This is a genomic window from Candidatus Accumulibacter contiguus, assembly GCF_036625285.1.
In the GTDB taxonomy this organism is placed as follows: Bacteria; Pseudomonadota; Gammaproteobacteria; order Burkholderiales; family Rhodocyclaceae; genus Accumulibacter; species Accumulibacter contiguus.
The window spans coordinates 244715-262898 of the sequence record NZ_JAZKUC010000001.1; the positions used below are offsets into that span (position 1 = coordinate 244715).

Consider the following 18184-nt stretch of genomic DNA (forward strand, 5'->3'; position numbering starts at 1 on the left):
CAACAACTACACCATGAAACTGGTCGCGCTCAATGTCCAGCGAGGCAAGTTCTTCCTCCGAGAGCTTGATTCCCGACGAGTAGGCGTTTTCGTCGAGCGCAGCCCTAATCCGCAAGCCGCTATCGGTGGTCGTGTTGCCGATCCGGTTGACCACAAGCTGCCGGCTCACTAGCGGTCGTTCGTGCCAATTGGCGGTGATGTGGCAGAACATCCGATGCTCGATCTTGTTCCATTAGAACTGTCGTTGTCACGCCAAGGTCGTAGAATCGGTAGCAGTCATTTTCGGACATTCGGACCATGCTCGAGGAAATCAATCACCTGGCGTTGATCGGCGGTCTGATGCAGCAGATGTGCGTCTATCTGGTGATTGCCTATCTGTTGAGCAAGACGCCGCTGTTCGCGCCGCTGATGCAGGTCACCGTGCGCCTGCCCGGCAAACTGGTCTGTTACTTGGTCTTTTCCGGCTTCTGCGTCATGGGCACCTATCTCGGTTTCCAGATCGAAGGCGCCATTGCCAATACCCGCGCCATCGGCGCCGTACTCGGGGGGCTTCTCGGTGGGCCGATCGTCGGACTGGCGGTCGGCCTTACAGGGGGTCTGCACCGCTATTCGCTCGGTGGTTTTACCGACACGGCCTGCGCGGTGTCGACGACTGTCGAAGGCCTGATCGGTGGCGGTCTGCACTTCTACCTGTTGCGCCGCCATCGTGCCGAGCAACTGCTCAACCCGATGATCGCGCTCGGGACGACGCTGTTCGCCGAATGGATGCAGATGCTGATCATCCTGCTGATGGCCAGACCCTTCGATCAGGCCGCCCGGCTGGTCGCGCATATCGCGCTGCCGATGACGCTGACCAACGCCCTCGGCGCGGCCCTCTTCATGCGCCTGATCCTCGACCGCCGGGAGACGCTCGAGAAGTATTCGATCGCCTTCTCGGCGAAAGCGCTGCGTATCGCCGAGCGCTCGGTCGGCGTGCTGATGCAGGGTTTCAACGAGAGCAACTGCAGCCGCATGGCGAAAGTCATTCAGGAAGAAACCGGCGTCGGCGCGGTGGCGATCACCGATTGCGAGAAGCTCCTCGGCTTCGTCGGCGTCGGCGCCGACCATCACCTGCCGGGAACGCCGATTGCCTCGCCACACACCCGGCACGCCATTGAACACAATGACGTCGTCTATGCCGACGGCGCCACCGTTCCCTATTGTTGTTCAGTCAGCAAGGACTGCAAGCTCGGCTCGTGCCTGGTCATCCCGCTGCGCGGCGAAGAGAACCGCGTCTTCGGGACGATCAAGCTCTACGAACCGAAGCGGAAGTTCTTCTCCTCGCTCAATCGCACTCTCGGCGAAGGGATCGCCCGCCTGCTCTCGAACCAGGTCCTGGCCGGCCGGATCGAGGAGCAGAAGCGGCTGCTCGCGCAATCGGAAATCAAGCTCCTGCAGGCGCAGATCAACCCGCACTTCCTGTTCAATGCGCTGAACACGCTGGCGGCGGTCATTCGCCGCGACCCGGAAGCCGCGCGACAGCTCGTGCAGTATCTGTCGACCTTCTTCCGCAAGAGCCTCAAGCGGGTCGGCAAGGAAGCCACGCTCGGCGATGAAATCGAACACGTCGATGCCTACCTGCACATCGAACTGGCGCGCTTCGCCGATCGCCTCGAGGTCGTGTTTTCCATCCCGGACGAGCTGCTGCCACTGCGTCTGCCCGCCTTTTCGCTGCAGCCGATCGTCGAGAACGCGATCAAGTACGGCATTTCGCAGATGCTCGAACCCGGCACCATCAGGGTCAGCGCCGAACGCCAGGCCGACGTGCTGACCATTATGATCGAAGACAGCGCCGGCCTGTATCGACCCCTGCCCGATGGCGACGGACTGGGAATGAACCTCGTCGATCGGCGGATCAAGATTCGCTACGGCGCGGCCTACGGCATCGAGGTGAGCTGCGAACCCGATTGCTGGACGCGCGTCGCCATCCGTTTGCCCATTGAGGAGGAGCTGGCGCCATGCTGACCGCACTGATCATCGATGACGAAGCGCCCTCGCGCGAGGAACTCAAGGCGCTGCTGGCTGCTGCCCCCGACGTCGAGGTCCTGGGCGAATGCGCCAACGCCATCGAGGGGCTGTCGGCGATCCATCGCCTCCGCCCCGACGTGGTTTTCCTCGACATCCAGATGCCGCGCCTCAGCGGTCTCGAAATGGTCGGCATGATCGACGCCTCGGCGCTGCCGCAGATCGTCTTTGTCACCGCCTACGACGAACACGCCCTGAAGGCTTTCGAGGAGCACGCCGCCGACTATCTCCTCAAACCCATCGATCCGCAGCGTCTCGCCCGCACGCTCGACTGGTTGCGCTCGGGAGTACGCCACTCCCCCAGAGCATTTCCGGGATCGACCGAAAAGCTGCGCCAGATTCCCTGTTTCGGCCGCAACCGCATCTTCCTGCTGGCGCTCGACGAAGTGGAATTCATCCACACCGACCTCGCCGGCGTGCAGGTCATCGGCAACCAGCGGCAGGGAACCACCGAACTGAGCCTCAAGATCCTGCAGGAGCGCACGTCGCTGATCCGCTGCCACCGGCAGTTCCTGGTCAACCTCGACCAGATCACCGAAATCGAATTGCTCGACAATGGCGCCGCCGAGATCATCACCCGCAGCGGCAGGCGGGTGCCGGTCAGTCGCCGGCATCTGCGCGAGATGAAGGACCGCCTGCTCATTCCGTGAGCACGCTCGAAACCGTCCGCCTTGCATCGAAGCGTGCCATTGCCCGCCCAACCCCTTGCTGCCAGCCGCGACAGTTCTGGGAACCTGCGCTTCTTCCGGGCAGGAAGAGCAGCGCCATTCACAACGCCCAGAACGCCGCTCAATCCGCGTGCCAACCGCTCGCCAGATAACACGCCGTGCGGCCTTGATCGGAGCTAGATTTCGTGGCGCACCACGTCAGGAGTCGCCATGCCAAGGTTTCACCTCCTGCCAGTGCCTGGTCAATGGGCCATTCTCAGGCTTCGACGACCGGTTTCCCGAGACGGCCACAGCGACTTTGCGAGAAGCCGTGGCAGGCCGCCATGACGCAACTCACTCCTGGAGGAATCGTGAACATCGTTTCCAAACATGCCATCTGGTGGCTCCTGACGGCGGTCGGGGTATTCTCCCTCGGCATCGTGGCGCTATCGCGGGGCGAAACCATCAACGCCTTGTGGATAGTCACCGCCGCGGTCTCCATCTATCTCGTCGCCTACCGCTATTACAGCCTGTTCATCGCCGACAGGGTCATGCAACTCGACCCGACACGGGCGACACCGGCTGTTCGCCACAACGACGGTCTCGACTACGTTCCCACCAACAAGTACATCCTGTTCGGCCATCACTTCGCGGCAATCGCCGGCGCCGGTCCGCTGGTCGGCCCGGTACTGGCGGCGCAGATGGGCTACCTGCCGGGAACGCTGTGGATCATCGTCGGCGTCGTCCTCGCCGGCGCGGTGCAGGATTTCATGGTGCTGTTCGTGTCGACACGCCGTGACGGCCGCTCGCTCGGCGATCTGATCAAGTCCGAACTGGGTTTCGTCCCCGGAATCATTGCCCTGTTCGGTACCTTCATGATCATGGTGATCATCCTCGCAGTACTCGCGCTGATTGTCGTCAAGGCGCTCGCCGAAAGCCCGTGGGGAACCTTCACCGTCGCCGCGACGATCCCGATCGCCATGTTCATGGGCGTCTATAACCGCTTCATCCGTCCCGGACGTGTTGGCGAGATCTCGATCGTCGGTTTCGTGCTGCTGATCGCGGCGATCATCGTCGGCGGGCAGGTGGCGGAGAGCGCCACCTGGGCTCCGCTGTTCACCTTCAACGGCAAACAACTGACCTGGATGCTGATCATCTATGGCTTCGTCGCTTCGGTGTTGCCGGTCTGGCTGCTGCTCGCGCCGCGCGACTACCTGTCGACCTTCCTGAAGATCGGCACCATCGTCGGTCTGGCGCTGTGCATGGTCTATGTCGCACCGAACCTGCGCATGCCGGCCGTCACCCAGTTCGTCGACGGCACCGGTCCAGCGTGGTCGGGAAGCCTGTTCCCGTTCATCTTCATCACCATTGCCTGCGGTGCGGTTTCGGGCTTCCATGCGCTGATCTCGTCGGGAACGACACCGAAACTGCTCGACAACGAGAAGAACGCGCGCATGATCGGATACGGCGGCATGCTGATGGAATCCTTCGTGGCGATCATGGCGATCGTCGCCGCTTCGGTCATCGATCCGGGCGTCTACTTCGCGATGAACAGCCCACCCGCAGTCATCGGCAAGACCGTCGAAGGCGCTGCCCAGGTGATTTCGCAGTGGGGTTTCGTGATCACCCCGGAAGTGCTGGTGCAGACCGCCAGGGACGTTGGCGAGAACAGCATCCTGTCGCGAGCCGGTGGCGCACCGACGCTGGCCGTGGGAATGGCCCAGATCTTCTCGCAGGTCTTCGGCGGGCAGACGATGATGGCCTTCTGGTATCACTTCGCGATCCTCTTCGAGGCGCTGTTCATCCTCACCGCCTGCGACGCCGGGACGCGCGCCGGACGATTCATGCTGCAGGATCTCTTGGGTACCTTCGTGCCGTCCTTCAAACAGACCAACTCCTGGCCGGCCAACCTGACCGCTACCGGCCTTTGCGTCGCCGCCTGGGGCTACATCCTCTACCAGGGGGTGGTCGATCCGCTCGGCGGCATCAACAGCCTGTGGCCGCTGTTCGGCATTTCCAACCAGATGCTGGCCGGTGTGGCGCTGATGCTGTGCACGGTGGTCCTGTTCAAGATGAAGCGGCAGAAGTACGCCTGGGTGACGATCGTTCCGGCGTGCTGGCTATTGGTGTGCACGCTGACCGCCGGTTGGGAGAAAGTCTTCCACGCCAATCCCAAGATCGGTTTCCTGGCACTCGCCGACAAGTTCCAGGCTGCGCTCGACAGGGGGGAGATCCTCGCGCCGGCGAAGAGCGTTGAGCAGATGCAGCAGATCGTCTTCAACAACCACCTCGACGCGGTGCTGGCGACCTTTTTCATCTTCGTCGTGGTCAGCATGCTGTTCTACACGATCATCGCCTGTCTGAAGGCAATGCGTGACCAGAAGGTCACGACGAGCGAAATGCCCTACCAGGCAATGCCGACCGCCAAGGCCTGAACCCCTTGTTCAACGACCTTTCCCGGTTCGGCAAGTATCTCGGGCAGGCAGCCAGATTGATGGTCGGCCTGCCCGATTACGAAACCTATGTCGCCCACATGCGCGCGACGCATCCCGAACTGCCGGTGATGAATGAAACCGACTTCTTCCGCAATCGTCAGGAAGCGCGCTACGGAGCCGGCCGTTCCGGCGGCTGCTGCTGAGCCGCCGGTGCGGCCCGCAGCATTGTTCTGCGAAGACGAGGAGCGCCGGTCGAGGCCCTTCTCTTTCGCTTCTTCTTGTCCAAGGTCCATGAATCAGCCCATCGCCGCAGCACTGCCCGTCACCCTGCTATCCGGTTTTCTCGGTGCCGGCAAGACCACCGTTCTCAATGAATTGCTCAATCGCGCCGACGGCGTGCGCTTTGCCGTCGTCGAAAACGAGTTCGGCGCCGTCAACATCGACAGCCAGCTCATCTCGCGCCAGCGCGGTGCCATCGTCGAGCTGAGCAACGGCTGCGTCTGCTGTACGGTCAACGCCGACCTGGTGCGTGGTCTGCAGGACCTCGCCGCACAACGCGCCGCGGGCGAACTGTCCTTCGACTGGATCCTCATCGAAACGACCGGGCTGGCCGACCCCGGCGCCGTCGCGCAGACCTTCTTTGCCGCGTCCGAACTGCGCGCCGACTTCCTGCTCGACGGCATCGTCGTCGTCGTCGATGCGCTGCACGCCTGGCAACAGCTCGATCAACACCCCGTCGTCCAGCGCCAGGTCGGTTTCGCCGATCGCCTGCTGCTCGCCAAGTGCGACCTCGTCGATCCGCAGGCAATTGCCGATCTGTCGGAGCGCCTGCGCCGCATCAACCCGCGAGCACCGCAGCAGGCGCTGCAGCACGGTCGCGCCACGCCGGGTTCGCTGCTCGGCATTGGCGGCTTTCATCTCGATGCCTCGCTGCTGGCCGACGGCGCCAGCCCTTCCCCTGTCCGTTTCATGCCGCTGCCGACGCAGGCGGTTCCGGCTGCCGTCCGATGGTCTCGCCGCCCGGCCGCGCATGATGACGAAATCTCGTCTTTCCTGCTCGAAGCCGGGGAAGTCGATCTCGAAAGAATCGGCACTTTCGTGCAGTCGCTGATCGACCAACTGGGCGACGATCTGCTGCGCTACAAGGGCATCCTGGCAATCCCTGGCGAGGACCGGAAGCTGATTTTTCAGGGAGTCCAGCGCGTCGCCGGCTTCGATTACGGTGAAGTCTGGGGGAGCAGGGAGATGCGCACGTCGAGAATCGTGCTGATCGGCAAACGCCTGCCGGAAGCGCGGTTACGCGACCTGTTTCTGAACGCTGCCGAGGCGGCTAAAGGCCATCCTGGCAAGGCAGAGCAGTAGCCCACGCAGAAAATTCCACTGCAAATGATCATCGCGGCGTGGTAGCCTGCAAACTCCTTGTCCTGGAGCAGAAGAAATGACGATTGGATCTGGTTTCCGTAAATTTCGCTTTGCCGCGTGCGTGACAATGGCGATGACTTGTGGTGCTGTTGGCGCAGTCGAGGTGCCGCTGGTCGATGGCACGCTCTGGATCAAGTCCTCCGAAGACGTGAAGAAGGCTTACCTAGTCGGCTTGGCCAATATGGTTCAGGTCGAGGCAGCATATAACGCAGACAATCCACTGGTTGTCGAGGGCGGTTTTTCGCCACGTGTCGCCAGAGGGATGAAGGAGCAGACTCTGGGTAGTGTGCTGGAAGCGCTGAACCAATGGTACGCGGCGCACCCCGAGCGCTTGCAGCGCCCGGTGGTCGAGACCATCTGGTTCGAAATGGTGGTGCCCGCACTACCCAAGACCAAGTAAGGGAGAAGCGAGATGGAAAAAACTGCATTGGCTGTGGCACTTGCGGCGGCGCTGGCCGCGACGGGGTGCACCAACATGAGTTCGCGCGAGCAGGGAACGATCAGCGGTGCGGCGATTGGCGCCGCTGCGGGGGCCGGTATTGCGGCAATCTCCGGTGGCAGCGGTTGGACCGGCGCAGCAGTTGGCGGGGTGATTGGCGGAACGGTCGGCAATATCAAGGGCAAACAGCAGCAGGAGCAGCGGGGCTACTGAGCCGGCGTCTGGCCTGCCGCAAAGCTCCGGGCAGCGCACTGCCGAGGAGCCAGGTCTACGCTTACTTGGTGATCGCCATGTTGCGGCCCGAGAACTGGTCAGTCAGACGCAATGCCGCATCACTGAACAGGCCGAGTGGTTTTTCAGTGCAGTAGCGATTCACGTACTGCTCGACCGTGCCGCTGGAGATGACCGATACCTGTTGGCTCTGATTGGCGTAGTTGTGACCGGTGAGAACGCCGCGCACCCAGGCGACATAGAGCGCACGTTGGTCGGCATCGTCCTTCGATGCCGACCAGGTACGGCACGACATGTCGTCAAAACCGACGATCTTGAGCGGCACGGCAGCACCGGCCAGCGATTGCACGGCCAACAGTACCGCGCTGGTCTGCATCCATTTCGATCGGGACATTCGCTTGCTCCTCGCCGGGTGGTCATCGCAAAGCCGTAATTTTCGTCGGTATCGGCGGGCTCGTCCATGCCCATGATCGCCAGGAGCGTGCCCCTGCCGTTCGGTCATTCGGCCACAGCTTCGGCAGCAGCGCCTGCACGCGTGGCAGCGCTGATGCTGGCGTCGCCTGTCGACAGCGCCGGGGGCGCGGGTACAATTGTGACTTGCACACACTGGCCGAAAACATGATTGGAGATCTCTACATTCTCACGGCGCCTTCCGGCGCAGGCAAGACGACGCTGGTGCGGTTGTTGTTGGCGAACGATTCGGACATTCGCGTGTCCATTTCTCACTGCACGCGCGCACCGCGATTGGGTGAGCGAGATGGTGTCGAGTACCATTTCGTTGGTGTGCCGGATTTTCTCGAGAAGGTTCGCAAGGGTGATTTCCTCGAATGGGCGGAGGTACATGGCAACTACTATGGTACATCAAGAAGCGGCATCGAAGCCGCCTTGCTTGCCGGTCAGGACGTGCTCCTCGAGATCGACTGGCAAGGCGCGCAGCAGGTGCGGGAACTGTTCCCGACAGCCATCAGCGTGTTCCTTCTGCCACCGTCACTCGCCGAGCTTGAGCACCGGCTTTGCGCGCGCGCGACGGATACTGCCGAAACGATCGCTCGCCGCGTCGCCGCGGCACGCGAAGAGATGCGGCATATGGTGGAATTCGACTATGTTATTATCAATGACGAGTTGCAGCGTGCGCTGCACGATCTATTGGCAGTGGTTCGCGCGACGCGGCTTCGTTACTCCGCCCAGCGTCAGCGACATTCCATCCTGTTCGCAACAATGCGCTGATTATCCAGGGAGATATTTGCATGGCACGAGTGACCGTAGACGACTGTCTATATCGTATTCCGAACCGCTTTCAGATGACCCTGGCGGCTACTTACCGTGCCCGTCAGATCACTGCCGGCGCTTCACCGCTGGTCGACGCCGGTCGGGACAAGCCGACGGTGATTGCGCTGCGTGAAATCGCTGTCGGCAGGGTCGGCCTGGAAGTTCTCAACCGCGGTCAGGCCTGACCGCAATCCCGCGGTGGCGCAGGACGAGATCATGGATCCCGTGGTTGCAGCCAGCCTGTCCGCTGCATCGCCAGTGGCTGGAAACACTTCTGAGTCGGCACTTCCCGAGGACGATCCGGCATTCCATGTCTTCATCGACAGCCTGAGCTATCTTCCGCCGGAAGAGATCGAGCGCGTACGAGAAGCGTATCTGTTCAGCGAGCACGCGCATCGTGGGCAGAAGCGCTTGTCGGGTGAACCCTACATCACCCATCCGCTGGCGGTGGCGGGCGCCATCGCTGAATGGCAAATGGATGTCGAGGGAGTGGTTGCAGCGCTCTTGCACGACGTGATGGAGGATACGTCGGTTGGCAAGAGCGAAATTGCCGAGCGTTTCGGCAAACCGGTCGCTGATCTCGTCGATGGCCTGTCGAAGCTCGACAAGATCGAGTTTCAGTCTCAAGAAGAGGCGCAGGCGGAGAATTTCCGCAAGATGCTGATGGCCATGGCGCGCGATTTGCGCGTGGTGCTGATCAAGCTCGCCGATCGTCATCACAATCTGCAGACGATGGCGGCGGTACGTGCCGACAAACGCCGCCGCATCGCTCGCGAGACGCTCGAGATTTACGCACCGATTGCCAACCGGCTCGGTCTCAACAAGCTTTTCCGCGAGTTGCAGGATCTCTCTTTCCAGCTCATCTATCCGATGCGCGCACGCGTTCTGGCGCGCGCGCTCAAGGCGGCGCGTGGTAACCGGCGCGAGCTGTTGTCGCGAATTCTCGAAGGGATCACCGGCAAGCTGCGCGAGGCCGGCGTACAGGGGCAGGTTTTCGGTCGCGAGAAGAGCCTGTATTCGATCTATCGCAAGATGCTCGACAAGCATTTGTCATTCTCGCAAGTGCTCGACGTCTACGGTTTCCGCGTGCTGGTACGCGATGTGCCCACCGCCTACCTCGCCCTCGGTGCGCTGCACGGGCTGTTCAAGCCGGTGCCGGGAAAGTTCAAGGACTATATTGCCATTCCCAAGCCCAATGGCTACCAGTCCCTGCACACCACGCTGATTGGTCCGCATGGCACCCCGTTCGAGGTGCAGATTCGCACTGAAGCGATGGAGAACGTGGCGCAGGAAGGTATTGCCTCGCACTGGCTGTACAAGGATAGCGAGGACTTCGGTGCCGATCTGCAGCAGAAAACGACCACCTGGTTTCACTCGCTGCTCGACCTGCAGAGCGCGACCGGAGATACTTCGGAGTTTTTCGAGCACGTCAAGGTCGATCTGTTTCCGCACGAGATCTACGTGTTTACGCCCAAAGGCAAGATCATCGCCTTGCCACGCGGCGCCACGGCGGTTGACCTGGCGTATGCGGTGCACACGGATATCGGGAACCACTGTGTTGCCGCGCAGATCAATTTCAAAATGCTGTCGCTGATGACCGAACTGACCAACGGCGATCGGGTCGAGATCGTCACCGCCGCCGACGCGCATCCGGACGTGGCCTGGCTGACGTCGGTCAAGACCGGCCGGGCGCGCAGCAAGATCCGCCATTACCTGAAGAGCGTCCACCATGACGAGTCGACCGCGCTCGGTGAAAAGATGCTCAATCAGGAGTTGCGGGCGCTGGGCGTGGTCGCCTCAGAGCTGCCGGTTTCCAGTTGGAAGAACGTGCTGCGCGATTCAGGAAACAAACTGATCAAGGAGGTGTACACCGACATCGGTCTGGGTTTTCGCCTCGCCGGTGTCGTCGCTCGCCGCCTGTTGGCGCGCGAGGAAACGCCGCAGCCGGTTGACCGGCCGCCCGCTTCGCTGGTGATTCGCGGCACCGAAGGCATGGCTGTTCAGTTCGCGCCCTGTTGCCAGCCGATTCCCGGTGACCCGATCATCGGCTCGATCTGGAAGGGCAAGGGTCTGGTGATCCACACGCATGATTGCCCCGCCATTCGCAAGGCGCGTAATGCCAAACCGATGAAGTGGATCGATGTCGAGTGGGAACCGGAGCCCGGCAAGCTGTTCAGCGTGCGCCTGCTGATCGTGGTGCAGAATACTCTTGGCGCCCTGGGGCGGATCGCCACCGAGATATCGACTTCCGGCACCAACATCGAGCATGTCAACATGGAAGACAAGCGTCCCGGACTGTATACGACACTGCATTTTACGGTGCAGGTGGCCAGTCGTACTTCTCTGGCGCGCCTGATGCGCAGTCTGCGGCGCATTCCCGAGGTGGTGCGCATCACGCGCGATCAGGGATTGACTGCATGAAGCTTGTCGTTTTGGGTGCCGGTGTCGTCGGAGTCACCAGCGCCTGGTATCTGGCCAAGGCAGGACACCAGGTGACGGTGCTGGATCGTCAGTCCGCTGCCGGGCTGGAAACCAGCTTCGCCAATGGTGGCCAGATTTCGGTTTCACACGCCGAACCGTGGTCGAACCCGCACGCTCCATTGCGTGCCCTGGCCTGGATGCGGCGCGAGGATGCGCCGCTGCTTTTCCGTCTGCGTTGCGATGCCGCTCTGCTTGACTGGAGTCTGCGCTTTCTGTGCGAATGCACGGCGCGGCGAACGCGCGACAATATTCGCCAGATCGTCACTCTTGCCCTCTACAGCCGTCGCCAGTTACAGGCGCTGCGTGCTGAAACCGCACTGGCCTACGATCATCTCGAACGTGGCATCCTGCACATCTATACCGACCGCCGCGAGTTTGCCAGCGCCATCGAAGCCGCTGCGGTGATGCGTGAATTTGGCTGTGAGCGACGCACCGTGAGCGTCGACGAGTGCATCGCCATCGAGCCGGCGCTGGCGTCGGCGAGGCCGCTGCTGGTCGGCGGCGATTATACGGCTGCCGACGAATCCGGCGATGCCCACCGCTTCACGCAGCAGCTTGCTGCCCTGTGTGCGGCACGCGGCGTGGTCTTTCGTTACGGAGTCGCGGTTGACCGGCTGAGTGTGGTGGCTGGTCGGGTGGCCGGAGTGATCGCCGCCGGCGAGTTGCACCAGGCCGATGTCTATGTCGCTGCGCTCGGCAGCTATACGCCCTTGTTGCTGCGTCCCCTCGGCCTGCATCTGCCGGTTTACCCGGCGAAGGGTTATTCGGCCACCGTGCCGCTGTCAGCAGATAGCATCGCACCGAGTGTCAGCATCACCGACGATGGCCACAAGATTGTCTTTTCGCGTCTTGGTCAAAGCCTGCGCATTGCCGGTACGGCTGAATTCAATGGTTACAATACCGACCTCAACGTAGTGCGCTGCCAGGCCCTGACCAAGAGGGCCGGCGAGCTTTTCCCGGCTTTGCGACCGGCCGACGAAGCCCGGTTCTGGTGTGGTCTGCGTCCGGCGACACCGTCCAATGTGCCGCTGATCGGCCGCTCGGCAATTCCCAACCTGTATCTCAACACCGGTCACGGTACGCTCGGCTGGACGATGGCCTGCGGTTCCGGCGCCGCGCTCGCCGATATCGTCAGCGGCCGTTCGCCCGAGCCGGGTTTTCGCTTCCTGCCCGAACCAGGCTTTTGCTTCCATTGAGTCCGCGAACGCGAATCGCACCATACCGCGCCACACATACCGCGCACAGGAGACCCCATGAGTACCGTGATCTACGAGTTCAGCGAGCACGTCGCCACCTTGACCCTTAACCGGCCGGGGTCGCTGAACGCGCTCAATCTGGCGATGATCGACGAGTTGCGCGCGTTGAGCGCGCGCGCCGCTTTCGATCCGGAGGTGCGCGTCGTCATACTGCGCGGCGCTGGCGATCACTTCATGGCTGGTGGTGACCTGAAATGGTTTCGTGACCAGCTCGCCTTGTCGCCGCATGAGCGGCAACGTTGCTTCGAGGAACTGATTGCCGTCGCGCATGCTTCGATCCTCACCCTCAAGGGCATGGGCAAGCCGGCAATCGCTGCCGTGCACGGCGCTGTTGCCGGCTTCGGGATGTCGCTGATGATGGCCTGCGATCTGGTGCTGGCCGCCGATAACGCCTACTTCACGCTGGCTTACAGCAATATCGCCCTGTCCCCGGATGGCGGCGCGACCTGGTCCCTGCCGCGGCAGGTCGGCCTCAAGCAGGCGATGGAGATTGCCCTGCTGGGCGACCGCTTCGACGCCACGCGGGCGAGGGAACTGGGCCTGGTCAACCGTGTCGTGCCCTGGGCGCAATTGTCGGTCGAGGCGGCGATGCTGGCGCAGCGCCTGGCCATGGGGCCGGCTGCGGCGCTGGCACGCACCAAGGCCTTGCTCAACCAGTCGCTGGGTACTGCGCTGGAGGCGCAATTGCAGGCCGAGCAGCGTGCTTTTGCCGCCTGCGGCGCCGATCCCGACTTCAACGAGGGGCTAGCCGCTTTCTTCGAGCGTCGCAAGGCATCCTACGGCCTGGGCTAGTACCATGCATGCTGATTGACACCCATTGCCACCTCGCAGCGGCTGAATTCGCGGCCGACCGGGACGAGCTGCTGGAGGCGGCGCAGCTGTCCGGGGTGGCGGCCATCGTCGTGCCGGCGGTCGACGCGGCGAGCTTTGCCGAGGTGTACGATTGTTGCACGCGTTACGCCGAATGTTCGCCGGCATACGGCATTCACCCGCTTTATGTGCAGCACGCCGGCAAAGACGATCTGAAGACCTTGCGCGAATGGCTGGTGCGAGCTTCTGATGCTCCACAGCGGCCGCTGGCAGTAGGGGAGATCGGCCTCGACTTCTTTGTTGCCGATCGGCAGATCGAGCAGCAGGAGTTCTTTTTCGTCGAACAACTGAAAATCGCCCGTGACATGGAATTGCCGGTTCTCCTGCATGTCCGCCGCGCGGTCGATCAGGTGCTCAAGAATCTGCGCCGGATCAGGGTGACCGGCGGCATCGCACACGCCTTCAATGGCAGTCGTCAACAGGCGGAAGAGTTCCTCCGGCTGGGCTTCAAACTCGGTTTCGGTGGCGCAATGACCTACAGCGGCTCGACGCGCATCCGCCAGTTGGCGGCGGCACTGCCCCTGGACGCGATCGTGCTCGAAACCGATGCACCGGACATGCCTCCGGCCTGGCTGGCCGGTGGCCGCAACACGCCAGCACAGTTGTCGCGGATCAACACAGTGCTGGCGGAGTTGCGCGGCATCGACGCGAGTGAGCTGGCGAAGGCGACAGCGTTGAACGCCATGGCCGTGCTGCCTCGGTTGCGTTCGGCTGACTGATCGGGTAGGGTACGGCCTGAGGGCTTTGGGCTGCGTAATTTCCGCGCAGGTGGGCTGCGGATTCCCGAATCCGCGGAACAGCATGCAGGAACTTATCTGCTAGGGCAGGATCTATGCAGGCACTTCGCCCAGGCTCACCGATCTTGAAAGGCATTTTGCTGAACGCAAATGTTCGCACTCTCTTATATATGAAAAATAACTTCGATGCACCCGTTTCCACCTGCGTGGCGGTCAAGAAGGTTCTGCCTGCCATCCCTCAGTACTTACAAGCCCATTATTGGTGGGCCTATGTGCATCCGCGTGCAGTGCATGTCTTCGAGCGGCAATGGCTGGTCAATCTGATTCTCTGGGGCAATTACAAGCGTCTCTGTAATGCGGTGCTGCATGATTACGGACACCAGCTTCCGGGCCGTACCTTGCAGATCGCCTGTGCCTATGGCGATCTGACGCCGCGACTGGCGGCCTGCGTGGCGCCGGGGGGTTCGCTGGAAATTGCCGACATCCTGCCAATCCAGTTGGAGAACCTCGCTGGCAAGCTGGGCCCGCAGGCGCCGATCAAGCTGCATTGCATGGATTCGGCGGCGCTCGGTTTTGCCGACGCAAGCTTTGACCGGGCCTTGCTGTTCTTCCTGCTGCATGAGCAGCCGCAGGCCGTACGCGAAAGAACGCTGGCCGAAGCGCTGCGGGTCGTCCGCCCCGGCGGTACCCTAACCATCGTAGACTATGCTCCGCCGAGCCGCTTCAACCCGCTGCGCTATTTCTGGAAGCCGGTTCTCGACCGGCTCGAACCCTTTGCCCGTGATCTCTTCAGTGAGGAAGTCACGGCCTGGTTGCCGAAAGATGGGAGCTTCGTTTCACTCGGCAAACAACGCTTCTTTGGTGGCATGTATCAGATGTTGACGCTCAAGGTTGCTGAAACAGGTAAAACATCAGCAAGCCGGTGAGTAGCTGATTCGTTGGTCCTGTCGGAGCGAGCATTTCCGACGGGGCTTTGGGAATGTGGATCGTCGCCGGCGATGCCCGGCGCGAGAAAGGAAAAAGCGTGGAGATATACAAGGCAGACGTGGTGATCGTCGGCGGCGGCGGGGCAGGTCTGCGGGCAGCGATTGCTGTGGCAGAATCTGATCCCGCACTGAGGATTGCGCTGGTTTCAAAGGTCTATCCGATGCGTAGCCACACGGTTTCTGCAGAAGGTGGCTCAGCGGGAGTCAAGCAGGCGACGGACAGCCTCGAGTATCACTTCAACGATACTGTTGGGGGTGGCGACTGGTTGTGCGAACAGGATGTGGTCGAGTACTTCGTGGCGCAATGCACCGAGGAACTGACGCAGCTCGAGCACTGGGGCTGCCCGTGGAGCCGGACCCCGGACGGCCACGTCAACGTGCGCGCGTTTGGTGGCATGAAGATCGAGCGCACCTGGTTTGCCGCCGACAAGACCGGCTTTCACATGCTGCACACCCTCTTCCAGACATCGATCAAGTACCCATCGATCAAGCGCTTCGATGAACATTTCTGCGTTGATCTGGTGGTCGAGGACGGGCGCGTGCAGGGCGTCGTGGCGATCGAGATCGCTTCGGGAGAATTCACTCTGGTCGAATGCAGGTCGGTGATCATCGCCACCGGCGGCGCCGGCCGCGTGTTCCGCGAGAACACCAACGGCGGCGTGGTCACCGGCGATGGCATGGCGCTCGCCTATCGTCACGGCGTGCCCTTGCGCGACATGGAATTCGTCCAGTATCACCCGACCTGCATGCCTGGAACCGGCTTGCTATTCACCGAGGCATGCCGCGGCGAAGGCGGCTTCCTGGTGAACAAGGATGGCTACCGCTACCTTCAGGACTACGGTCTCGGTCCGGCGGAGCCGTCGCCACGGAACAAGGCCATGGAACTCGGACCACGCGACCGTCTCAGCCAGGCTTTCTGGCATGAGCAACAAAAGGGCCGCACCATCGAAGGCAAGCACGGTTCGGTGGTGCATCTGGACCTTCGTCATCTGGGACATGCCAAGCTGCGCGAGCGACTGCCGCAGATCTGCGAACTGGCCGAACAGTTTCTTGGCGTCGATCCGGCACTTGCGCCGATACCGATTCGCCCGGCGGTGCACTACACCATGGGAGGAATCCTCGTCGACGGCCTCTGCGCCGCGCCGCTGCCGGGCCTCTATGCCGCCGGCGAATGTTCGAGCGTCGGTATCCATGGCGCCAATCGTCTGGGATCGAATTCCCTTTCCGAACTTCTCGTCTTCGGCAAGGTGGCGGGCGTCGAAGCCGCTCGCTTCGCCAGATCGGTGGTGCCGGGGAATTCGGCAAGCCTGCTCAAGCAGGCGCAGGCCGTTGAGCAGCGGGTTGTCGGCCTGAAGACGAAGAGCGGTGGGAGCGAACGTATCGCGACGCTGCGCAAGGAAATGGCGCAAACGATGGAGGACGGCTGCGGCATCTATCGCTTGGCCGAGACGATGCAGAAAACCTGTGACAAGCTCGACGAACTCAAGGCGCGTTTCAAGAATGTCAATCTCGAGGACAAGTCGAGCGTCTGGAACACCGAGTGGCTGCTGGCGATCGAGCTCGATTACCAGCTTGACGTCGCCCAGGCGATGGCGTATTCGGCGATCAACCGGCGCGAGTCGCGCGGTGCGCATCAGCGACTCGACGGTTTCGAAGCGCGCGACGATATCAACTTCCTGCAGCACTCGCAGGCACACTATGTCGCTGGTGGCGCGCCGCGCATCGACTACGGTCCTGTCAAGATCACCAAATCGAAACCGGGCACGCGTGCCTACGGTGCCGCAGGCGAGAAAGCCGAGCAGGAAAGGAAGGCATCCAATGTCTGAGAATCAGAAAGTCATCGAAATCGAGGTTCTGCGCTATCACCCGGAAAAGGACAAGGAACCGCACAAGCAGGTCTTCGAAGTCCCCTTCACCGACGACATGTCGGTATTGCAGGGCGTGCAGTACATCAAGGACTACCTCGATGGTTCGCTGAGTTTTCGCTGGTCGTGCCGGATGGCGATCTGCGGCAGCTGCGGCATGATGATCAACGGCGAACCGAGCCTGTCGTGCCAGACCTTCCTGCGCGATTTCTACCCGGCACGGGTGCGCGTCGAAGCCCTGTCGCATTTTCCGATCGAGCGCGATCTGGTGGTCAACATCGAGGGTTTCATCGAGAAACTGGAAAGTATCCAGCCCTACATCATCCCGAAGGAGCCGCGTACGCTGGCGCAGGGTGAATACCTGCAGACGCCCGAGCAACTGAATGCCTACGAGCAGTTCAGTTCGTGCATCAACTGCCTGTTGTGCTACGCTGCCTGTCCGCAGTTCGGTCTCAACTCCAGCTTCATCGGACCGGCAGCGACGGCTCTGCTGCACCGCTACAACGTCGATTCGCGCGACGGCGGCAAGGCGGAGCGCATGGAACTGGTCAACTCGGAAGAGGGCGTTTTCAATTGCACGGCGGTGGGTTATTGCTCCGAGGTGTGTCCGAAGCAGGTCGATCCAGCGAACGCTGTCAACCAGAACAAGACCAACAGTGCTGCGGATTATTTTCTGCGTTTCCTTACTCCGAAGGGAGGTGCCAAGTGAACAAGCGTCGACCCTATGTTCGCTCGATGGACGGCTGGTGGAAGAAGAATCCATTCTTCGTCGAGTACATGATTCACGAGGCGACCGCCCTCTTCGTGGCGGCCTACGCAGGGATTCTGCTGTTCGGCCTGCTGCGGCTGTCGCAGGGTGAGGCTGCCTGGAACGAATGGCTGATGGCGCTGAAAAACCCGTGGTACATCGGCTTCCACCTGCTGGCTCTGGTGGCGATCGGCTACCACACCTACACCTGGTTCAAGATCATGCCGAGGACCATGCCACCGGTGATCGTCGGCGGCCAGCGGCTCTCGGCCTGGGCAATCACCGGGAGCGGCCTCGCCGTCGCGGCGGCGGCGAGCGCTGCCCTGCTTGGTCTGGTATGGGGGATGGCACGATGAAACCTACGACACTGAAACGTTCCAACGCGCCGATCTTCTGGGCGCTGTTCGGCGCCGGCGGCATGTTGTCGGCGCTGCTCGGTCCGATGCTGGTGTTCATTACCGGCATCGCCGTGCCGCTCGGCGTTGTCCTGCCGCCAGATACGATGAGCTACCCGCACATGCTTGCTTTTGCCCAGAATTTTATCGGCAAGGGCTTCATCTTCGCGATCATCGCGCTTTTCCTGTGGCACGCCGCGCACCGGATCTATCACAGCCTGCACGATGTCGGTATTCACGCCGGCACGGGTGCCAAGCTGCTCTGCTACGGGATGGCGATGCTGGGGACGCTACTCGCCGCGTACGCATTGCTGCGGATTGGTTTCTAGTCTTTTCAGG

Annotated in this window: 17 protein-coding genes and 3 pseudogenes; 18 read left to right on the forward strand and 2 right to left on the reverse strand. The window is 61.8% G+C overall.

Annotation, left to right across the window (positions count from 1 at the left end; translation table 11 throughout):
* Positions 1–10: 10 nt before the first annotated feature.
* Positions 11–232, reverse strand: a pseudogene (locus V5B59_RS01200) (ISAzo13-like element transposase-related protein); the annotation flags it as partial.
* Between the two features lie 65 nt (positions 233–297).
* On the opposite strand from V5B59_RS01200, the gene V5B59_RS01205 reads away from it, so the two are divergent.
* The 7 genes from V5B59_RS01205 to V5B59_RS01235 all read left to right on the forward strand — a co-directional run bounded on the left by V5B59_RS01205 (position 298) and on the right by V5B59_RS01235 (position 7220).
* Positions 298–2004 (forward strand): sensor histidine kinase, encoded by a 1707-nt coding sequence (locus tag V5B59_RS01205; RefSeq protein WP_169070418.1) that lies wholly within the window; start codon positions 298–300, stop codon positions 2002–2004.
* Complete coding sequence (gene btsR, locus V5B59_RS01210; protein ID WP_169070417.1) at positions 1998–2714, forward strand: two-component system response regulator BtsR; 717 nt, start codon at positions 1998–2000, stop codon at positions 2712–2714. The genes V5B59_RS01205 and btsR overlap by 7 nt, the downstream gene beginning before the upstream one ends.
* A 368-nt stretch (positions 2715–3082) precedes the next feature.
* On the forward strand, positions 3083–5146 hold the full coding sequence (locus V5B59_RS01215) for a carbon starvation CstA family protein (RefSeq protein WP_169070416.1): 2064 nt from the start codon (positions 3083–3085) through the stop codon (positions 5144–5146).
* Between the two features lie 5 nt (positions 5147–5151).
* Positions 5152–5349 (forward strand): YbdD/YjiX family protein, encoded by a 198-nt coding sequence (locus V5B59_RS01220; protein WP_034919332.1) that lies wholly within the window; start codon positions 5152–5154, stop codon positions 5347–5349.
* A gap of 88 nt (positions 5350–5437) precedes the next feature.
* The gene (locus V5B59_RS01225; protein ID WP_034919326.1) at positions 5438–6508 is read left to right on the forward strand and encodes a CobW family GTP-binding protein; all 1071 of its coding nucleotides are present in this window, start codon (positions 5438–5440) and stop codon (positions 6506–6508) included.
* Between the two features lie 76 nt (positions 6509–6584).
* Positions 6585–6968 (forward strand): hypothetical protein, encoded by a 384-nt coding sequence (locus V5B59_RS01230; protein WP_211203384.1) that lies wholly within the window; start codon positions 6585–6587, stop codon positions 6966–6968.
* 12 nt (positions 6969–6980) lie between these two features.
* Complete coding sequence (locus V5B59_RS01235; RefSeq protein ID WP_034919321.1) at positions 6981–7220, forward strand: glycine zipper domain-containing protein; 240 nt, start codon at positions 6981–6983, stop codon at positions 7218–7220.
* 61 nt (positions 7221–7281) lie between these two features.
* Here the strand turns inward: V5B59_RS01235 and V5B59_RS01240 are convergent, their stop codons facing one another.
* Positions 7282–7632 carry a hypothetical protein gene (locus V5B59_RS01240; protein WP_034919317.1) on the reverse strand — a complete coding sequence of 117 codons (351 nt, stop codon included), beginning with the start codon at positions 7630–7632 and terminating at the stop codon, positions 7282–7284.
* A 224-nt stretch (positions 7633–7856) separates the two neighbouring features.
* Here V5B59_RS01240 and gmk point away from each other — a divergent pair, with 224 nt between their 5' ends.
* The 11 genes and pseudogenes from gmk to frdD all read left to right on the forward strand — a co-directional run bounded on the left by gmk (position 7857) and on the right by frdD (position 18174).
* Positions 7857–8465 (forward strand): guanylate kinase, encoded by a 609-nt coding sequence (gmk, locus tag V5B59_RS01245; RefSeq protein WP_034919314.1) that lies wholly within the window; start codon positions 7857–7859, stop codon positions 8463–8465.
* 20 nt (positions 8466–8485) lie between these two features.
* Complete coding sequence (gene rpoZ, locus V5B59_RS01250) at positions 8486–8692, forward strand: DNA-directed RNA polymerase subunit omega (RefSeq protein WP_034919311.1); 207 nt, start codon at positions 8486–8488, stop codon at positions 8690–8692.
* Positions 8693–8723: 31 nt separating this feature from the next.
* Positions 8724–10916, forward strand: a pseudogene (locus V5B59_RS01255) (RelA/SpoT family protein); the annotation flags it as partial.
* A pseudogene (locus V5B59_RS01260) lies at positions 10808–12184 on the forward strand (D-amino acid dehydrogenase); the annotation flags it as partial. The pseudogenes V5B59_RS01255 and V5B59_RS01260, both read left to right, overlap by 109 nt.
* 57 nt (positions 12185–12241) lie before the next feature.
* Positions 12242–13036: an enoyl-CoA hydratase/isomerase family protein gene (locus V5B59_RS01265; protein ID WP_169070413.1), complete on the forward strand. Its 795-nt coding sequence runs from the start codon at positions 12242–12244 to the stop codon at positions 13034–13036.
* 8 nt (positions 13037–13044) lie between these two features.
* Positions 13045–13833: a TatD family hydrolase gene (locus V5B59_RS01270; protein WP_169070412.1), complete on the forward strand. Its 789-nt coding sequence runs from the start codon at positions 13045–13047 to the stop codon at positions 13831–13833.
* A 143-nt stretch (positions 13834–13976) separates the two neighbouring features.
* On the forward strand, positions 13977–14777 hold the full coding sequence (gene rquA, locus V5B59_RS01275) for a rhodoquinone biosynthesis methyltransferase RquA (RefSeq protein ID WP_332351453.1): 801 nt from the start codon (positions 13977–13979) through the stop codon (positions 14775–14777).
* Positions 14778–14875: 98 nt separating this feature from the next.
* Positions 14876–16663: a fumarate reductase (quinol) flavoprotein subunit gene (gene frdA, locus V5B59_RS01280; protein WP_169070411.1), complete on the forward strand. Its 1788-nt coding sequence runs from the start codon at positions 14876–14878 to the stop codon at positions 16661–16663.
* Positions 16656–17411, forward strand: a complete 756-nt coding sequence (locus V5B59_RS01285; RefSeq protein WP_169070410.1) for a succinate dehydrogenase/fumarate reductase iron-sulfur subunit — start codon at positions 16656–16658, stop codon at positions 17409–17411. The genes frdA and V5B59_RS01285 overlap by 8 nt, the downstream gene beginning before the upstream one ends.
* Entirely contained in the window at positions 17408–17806 is a 399-nt protein-coding gene (locus V5B59_RS01290; RefSeq protein ID WP_034908637.1) for a fumarate reductase, read from the forward strand. The genes V5B59_RS01285 and V5B59_RS01290 overlap by 4 nt, the downstream gene beginning before the upstream one ends.
* Positions 17803–18174 carry a fumarate reductase subunit FrdD gene (frdD, locus tag V5B59_RS01295; protein ID WP_034908635.1) on the forward strand — a complete coding sequence of 124 codons (372 nt, stop codon included), beginning with the start codon at positions 17803–17805 and terminating at the stop codon, positions 18172–18174. Before V5B59_RS01290 ends, frdD begins: the two co-directional genes overlap by 4 nt.
* The last annotated feature ends 10 nt before the right edge of the window (positions 18175–18184 follow it).